5 protein-coding genes are annotated in these 5,713 nt (G+C 35.6%); all 5 read left to right on the forward strand.

What is annotated here, in order from left to right; all coding sequences use genetic code 11:
* Window positions 1-1,130: glycosyltransferase family 1 protein (locus D6734_00425; protein RMF98390.1), on the forward strand; the 1,130-nt coding region annotated here is incomplete at its 5' end.
* A gap of 15 nt (window positions 1,131-1,145) precedes the next feature.
* On the forward strand, window positions 1,146-2,675 hold the full coding sequence (locus D6734_00430; protein ID RMF98391.1) for a hypothetical protein: 1,530 nt from the start codon (window positions 1,146-1,148) through the stop codon (window positions 2,673-2,675).
* Between the two features lie 11 nt (window positions 2,676-2,686).
* Window positions 2,687-3,412, forward strand: coding sequence for a glycosyltransferase family 2 protein (locus D6734_00435; protein RMF98392.1), 726 nt, complete (start codon window positions 2,687-2,689; stop codon window positions 3,410-3,412).
* Window positions 3,413-3,427: 15 nt separating this feature from the next.
* Window positions 3,428-3,784: a DUF2304 domain-containing protein gene (locus D6734_00440; GenBank protein RMF98393.1), complete on the forward strand. Its 357-nt coding sequence runs from the start codon at window positions 3,428-3,430 to the stop codon at window positions 3,782-3,784.
* Window positions 3,781-5,713, forward strand: a 1,933-nt coding sequence (locus tag D6734_00445) for a tetratricopeptide repeat protein (GenBank protein ID RMF98394.1), incomplete at its 3' end; no start/stop codon positions are given. The genes D6734_00440 and D6734_00445, both read left to right, overlap by 4 nt.

A 5,713-nucleotide genomic window follows, 5' to 3' on the forward strand; every position in this document is an offset into this window, starting at 1 on the left:
CTTCAGGAATGTCAAGAATGGCAGAAGAAGAGGTGAGGATGCTTGAAGAGGAAGGATATGAAGTTACTGTATTTACACCAAAGGATGATAATTTAATAACTGATATTGATATTGCAGGAAAAGTTATCAGACTAAAACCATTTTTGAGATACGGCAACGGTTCTTTCATTCCGCAATTCATAAACAAACTTTCTTCATTCGATGTAATTCATATTCATTATCCTTTCATAGGCGCGGCGGAGATACTACTTCTGTGGAAAAAAATATTTGGAAGAAGAAAAGAGCTTTTTGTGACTTATCAGTTGGATTTACAGGGTAATGGCATCCTTAGAGGTTTTTTTAACCTTTATAACTCCCTTATTACTCCCTATGTAATAAAGTCGTCGTCAACTATTATGTTTACATCGATGGATTATGCTTACTCATCAATTTTTTCAAATTTATTTAAGAAGATGGCTGAGGAAGGAAAGCTAAGAGTTGTTGAGATTCCGGGACCTGTAGATATTGAAAGGTTTAGGACAAAAGAAAAAAGGAAGGATTTATTGAAAAAGTACAATATCGAAGAGGATGAAAAAGTAGCACTTTTTGTTGGTTCGCTTGACAGTGCTCATTATTTCAAGGGGATTCCCGTTTTACTTTCAGCATTTGAGATATACTGCCGCAAATTCGGTGATAAGAAAGCACGAATCCTCATAGGCGGAGACGGTAATATGAAAGATGCCTATATTAGACAAGCAAAGGCATCAGAGATTATCAGAGACAAGGTGATTTTTGCAGGAAAGGTGCCGGAGGAAGAACTCCCTGATTTTTACAATTTAGGAAGCTTTGTCGTTCTACCTTCAACTGATTCATCTGAAGCTTTTGGCATAGTCATTGTTGAAGGATATGCATCTGGAATTCCTGCCTTAGCATCAAACTTGCCCGGAGTAAGGTCAGTAATCGTAGACGGTGAAACAGGCACACTATGTAAAGCAGGAGATGTTGAAGACCTTTCTTCGAAACTCGCCTTTATGTTTAATGAAGCCCCTCTTATTGAATGGGGCAAAAAATCCAGACAAATAGCAGAAAGAAAATACAGCAGGAAAGTAGTGAAAAAGAAGTTTGTTTCTCTTTTTGAGAAGCTTCAATAGGAGGTAATTCCTGAATTGAATGAATTAGAATTTACAGACACCAAAGCGCAGATGGGAAGAAATGCCCAGTATACTGCTATGGGCGTTTTGCTATCTTCTCTTTTCGGGTTTTTGCTTTATATTTCAATAGGCCGCATATTTGGGGCAGGGAAAATGAGTGATGCCTTTTTTGCCGCCAATATATTGTGGATTCTATTTTTAACCTTTGCTTCCACTTTTAGATATACTCTATCGGTACTCCTTGCACCCTATGACGAGGCAGAAGATTTCAGGAAAAAAGAAGCATCTATCCTATTATCCGTCATTGTTTTTATTATTCCCCTATGCCTTCTTATTTACATCTTTTCCCCTTATGTTTCGTCTCTTCTTGGTATAGGTTTTGATGAAGAAAAGGTCGAAATTACACTGAATCTCGTTAAGATCCTCATACCCGGATTTTTTTTCGTTTCAGTTGGATTTGTTTTCTCCTCATCATTGGGAGCAAGAGGAATATTTTCGATTCCTGCAATAGCCCTTGCTTCGTTGAATTGCTTTGCCTTTCTTGTTTTTCTTCTTTTCAGAAGCAAATTAGGGATTTATTCTGTGGCTTTTGGTTTAACCATAGGCTCCTTATCTTTTTTTATTATCCTTTTACTTGGCATATTGAGAAAAAATCTTTTCCCTATCTTTGAAAGAAGCTCTTCCCCTTTTTTCTTTAATACAATTTTAGGCATCTTTGCCGGTGCTGGCATTTATGTCTTCAACCAAATAAATTATTGGATTATCCAAAGTTTCTCATCTCTTTTTAGTGAAGGAATACCAACAATCTTTGCTTATTCGTCTACTATAATCGCATTTCTCGTGTATATAGTTGCTTTTCCCATATCAGTGGTTTCGGCGCCATCGATGAAAAGACAGCAGCAGGATATCGAAAAGTACTTTACCGGCGCTCTTCGGTATAATTCCCTTTTTTCAATACCAATCTCAATAGTCCTTTTTCTTTTTGCTGACTCTTTGGCTGGCATTCTGTTTGAAAACTCTTTTTCTCCACAGCAGATTACTACCTTTTCTTCGATGTTGAAAATTTATACTCCTGTAATAATTGTTGGTGGCACTGCATTGCAGTTTTTTTCACTCTTCTTCTCAATGGATATGAAAGGGCATCTTTTCAGTGCAGGCGCTTTAAGTATTCCAATAAATATTTTATTTCTTTCATCACTGTCGCCCTTTTTAAGTTTCTATTCGCTTATGGTTTCACAATTGTGTTTTACGATCTTCATAGTTATCTACCTTGCTTTTTGGCTTCCTTCAAAGAGGATTAAGCTTTCTAATGTCTTATCTGCAATTGTTCAAGGTGATGTCATATTATGCGCTTTTCTCTCAGCTGTAGTGATTATAGTTTTGAGAATTTTGTTTCGCGATTATAAAGACTATGGCTTTTTGTTTGAAATATTGAAAATATCTTTTGGCGGTGTAATATATTTTTTGAGTTTTTTTGTATTTATGAAGCTTGTAAGACCTTCAAAATATGAAGAATTGCGGGAATTAATGACGAGAAGACGATAAATAGGTTTTTTATGGAGAATGAAAAAAATAAAAACTCCGTTGCTATAATTATTCCTGCCTATAATGAAGCTGTATCACTTCCTGATGTAATAAGCGATATTAGAAAAAATTGTTCAGAAGCCAGTATTGTTGTTGTTGACGACGGCTCAACAGACAATACAAGCGGAGTTGCGAGGGATTTAGGCGCCATAGTGCTTCGTCTGCCTGTCAATATAGGTTATGGTGCTGCACTTCAGACGGGATTTAAATATGCCCTTAAAAAGGGTTTTGATTATGTGGTGATAATGGATGGTGATGGACAGCATCTTGCTAGTGAAATAGATAAGGTTTTGGGACCGGTGAGAAGGGGGGAATACGACCTTGTTATAGGTTCGCGCTATATTGAAAAAGATTCCTATGAAGGCTCTTTCTTGAGAAAGTTTGGTTCGATGCTCTTTGCAAAGATTGCATCTTTTTTCCTTGGTTTTAAGATTACTGACCCTACCTCAGGATTTCAGGCAATGAACAGAAAAATATTGAAGTATTTTGTAACTCCTGTTTATCCCCCTGATTATCCTGATGCCGATGTTCTCATTGCTTCAAAGAGAAGCGGATTTAAAATAAGAGAGGTGGCTGTTAAGATGCTTTCCAATTCCTTTGGAGAATCGATGCATTCCGGATTAAAACCTCTTTATTATATATTCAAGATGTGCTTTTCTATATTTCTTACCTTTTTGCGTAAACGGTCTATGGAATAAAAAAGGAGGAAGAAGATGCCCATAGTTCAAAAAATATTTGCCCTTTCAGTGAGTATTATACTTTTAATTATTATTATTGAGCTTGTAAGGCGCAGAAAGCTTCGAGAAGAATATTCAGTGCTATGGATAATTACAGGTATAACAATTATAATTCTCTCAATCTGGTATAAACTGCTTCTTTTTATTACCAAATTGATTGGTGCCGTAGTTCCCACTTCTACACTTTTCCTATTTAGTCTCCTTTTTCTGATTCTTATCAGTCTTCATTTTTCTGTAAAGATCTCGATGCTTACTGACAAGCTTAAAGAAGTTTCTCAAGAGATTGCGCTTCTTCGAGCAAGAATGGAAGAAAAGTGGGAACTTTCGGAATGAGAAGTTTTTATCAAAATGCTGAAAAAGATATTTCCCTTTTTTCGTCACTCATAATTCTTTTTTTGCTTATTGCCATAATTTACGGATTTACATTTTCTTTTCCCTTCCATTATGATGACTGGAAGGAAATAGTAAATAATGAAAGCATTAGATACAGCGGGACGATTAAGGATGTCCTTCTCTCAGAAGCATCGAGGCCCCTGACTATTCTCTCTTTTGCAGCTAACTACCATTTGTCTGGATTGTCTCCATCATATTATAGAGGAGTCAATATTTTACTGCATTTTTTGAATTCTTTTTTTCTTTTCTTAATACTGAAATTTTTATCCAAAAAAGAGAGGGCATCGATTCCCGATTTCTATATTTTGATTTCTGCTTCTATTTTCCTTATTCATCCTCTTCAGACTGAATCAGTTACATATATTTCAAGCCGCTCTGAACTTTTTGTATTCTTTTTTTGTTCTGCATCTTCTCTCCTTTTTCTAAAATCCTTACATTCCGAAAAAAGACTTATTCTTGGCATTAGCGCCTTGATTCTTTTTATCCTTGCTTTACTGTCAAAGGAAAGGGCAGTGATTTATCCCTTTATTGTTTTTTCTTTACTACTGATTTTTAAAAAGGATGAAAAAAAGCGTATATTTAAAAATTTTTATATTGTCGGCTGCTTCACTGCGGATGTTTTATATGTTATTTATCGATTTTACTTCGCCGCAAAGTATGAAGTTAGATATCTGCCGCGCACCTATTTTCAACAAGCATTGGGCGCCTTGGAGGCATTTAGGATTTATTCAAGGCTTTTGATATTTCCTATAAATCAAAATATAGACCATACCGTAATTATTCCATCAGGAATCAGGATTGGATTTGACGCAATCATTGTAATTGCCTTCTTTTCTTTTGCTTGTCTTTTATGGAAAAAAAGAAATGATTATAAATTTCTTTTGTGTGGAATTATTCTTTTCCTTTTCCCTCTGATTCCAAATCTGTTGATTCCTATTGAGGACTTAGTTGCTGAAAGATGGATGTATATGTCTGTTGCAGGTTTATCGTTCATATTTTTTTACCTCTTTTCAAAAATGCTTGATTCTTCCAGCAGGAGGAAGAAAGCTCTATTGATTATGCCCTGTATTCTTCTTATTCTCCTTGCCTGTGAAAGAAACAGTATTTGGTCTGATGAGGTTTCTCTTTGGAAGGATGCAGCAGTAAAGTCACCATTTAAAGCAAAACCTTTAAACAATATGGCTTATGTTCACATTCAGAGGAAAGAATATAAAAAGGCTGAAGAAGAACTTTTGGAAGCATTGAAACTTGATTCACACTATGGCCAGGCATATTTCAATTTAGGTACCCTTTTCTCAGAAACGGAAAGATATGATAAGGCAATTGAGTTTTTCAAAAGGGCTTATGAAATCAATAAAGATTTTAAAGGTGCCCCTGTCAACATAGGAGTTATATACGCAAGAGCAATGGGAAATTATGCGGAAGCTGAAAAGTGGTTTCGTTATGCTTTAAATTTAGATAAGGACTTTGTCCCAGCGCTTGTAAATATTGCTGAACTTTTTTATGTTACAAAACGGTATAAGGATGCATCTGCTGTTTACGCCAAACTGATAGAATTGGGCGCAGGCAACAGGAGAATCTTTTTGAAATTTGCCGATTCATTGAGAAAAGCAGGTTTTTTGGATAAAGCGCTGAAATCTTATATGCAGTATAATAAACTCTACGGAAAAGATGCTAATTTGCTCTTGGGAATGGGAAAGACATATTTTTTGAAAGGAAATCTTGAAGAAGCACTTGCATATTTCAATGATGCTCTTGAATTAGACAAAAATTCTGCAGAAGCATATGGAAATATTGCACTTATCTATTTGAAAAAAGGGAAAAGTGAAAAAGCACTGCATTATTTGGATAAATTGATTGAGATTAAGC

This window comes from Candidatus Schekmanbacteria bacterium (genome assembly GCA_003695725.1).
Classification (GTDB): Bacteria; Schekmanbacteria; GWA2-38-11; order GWA2-38-11; family J061; genus J061.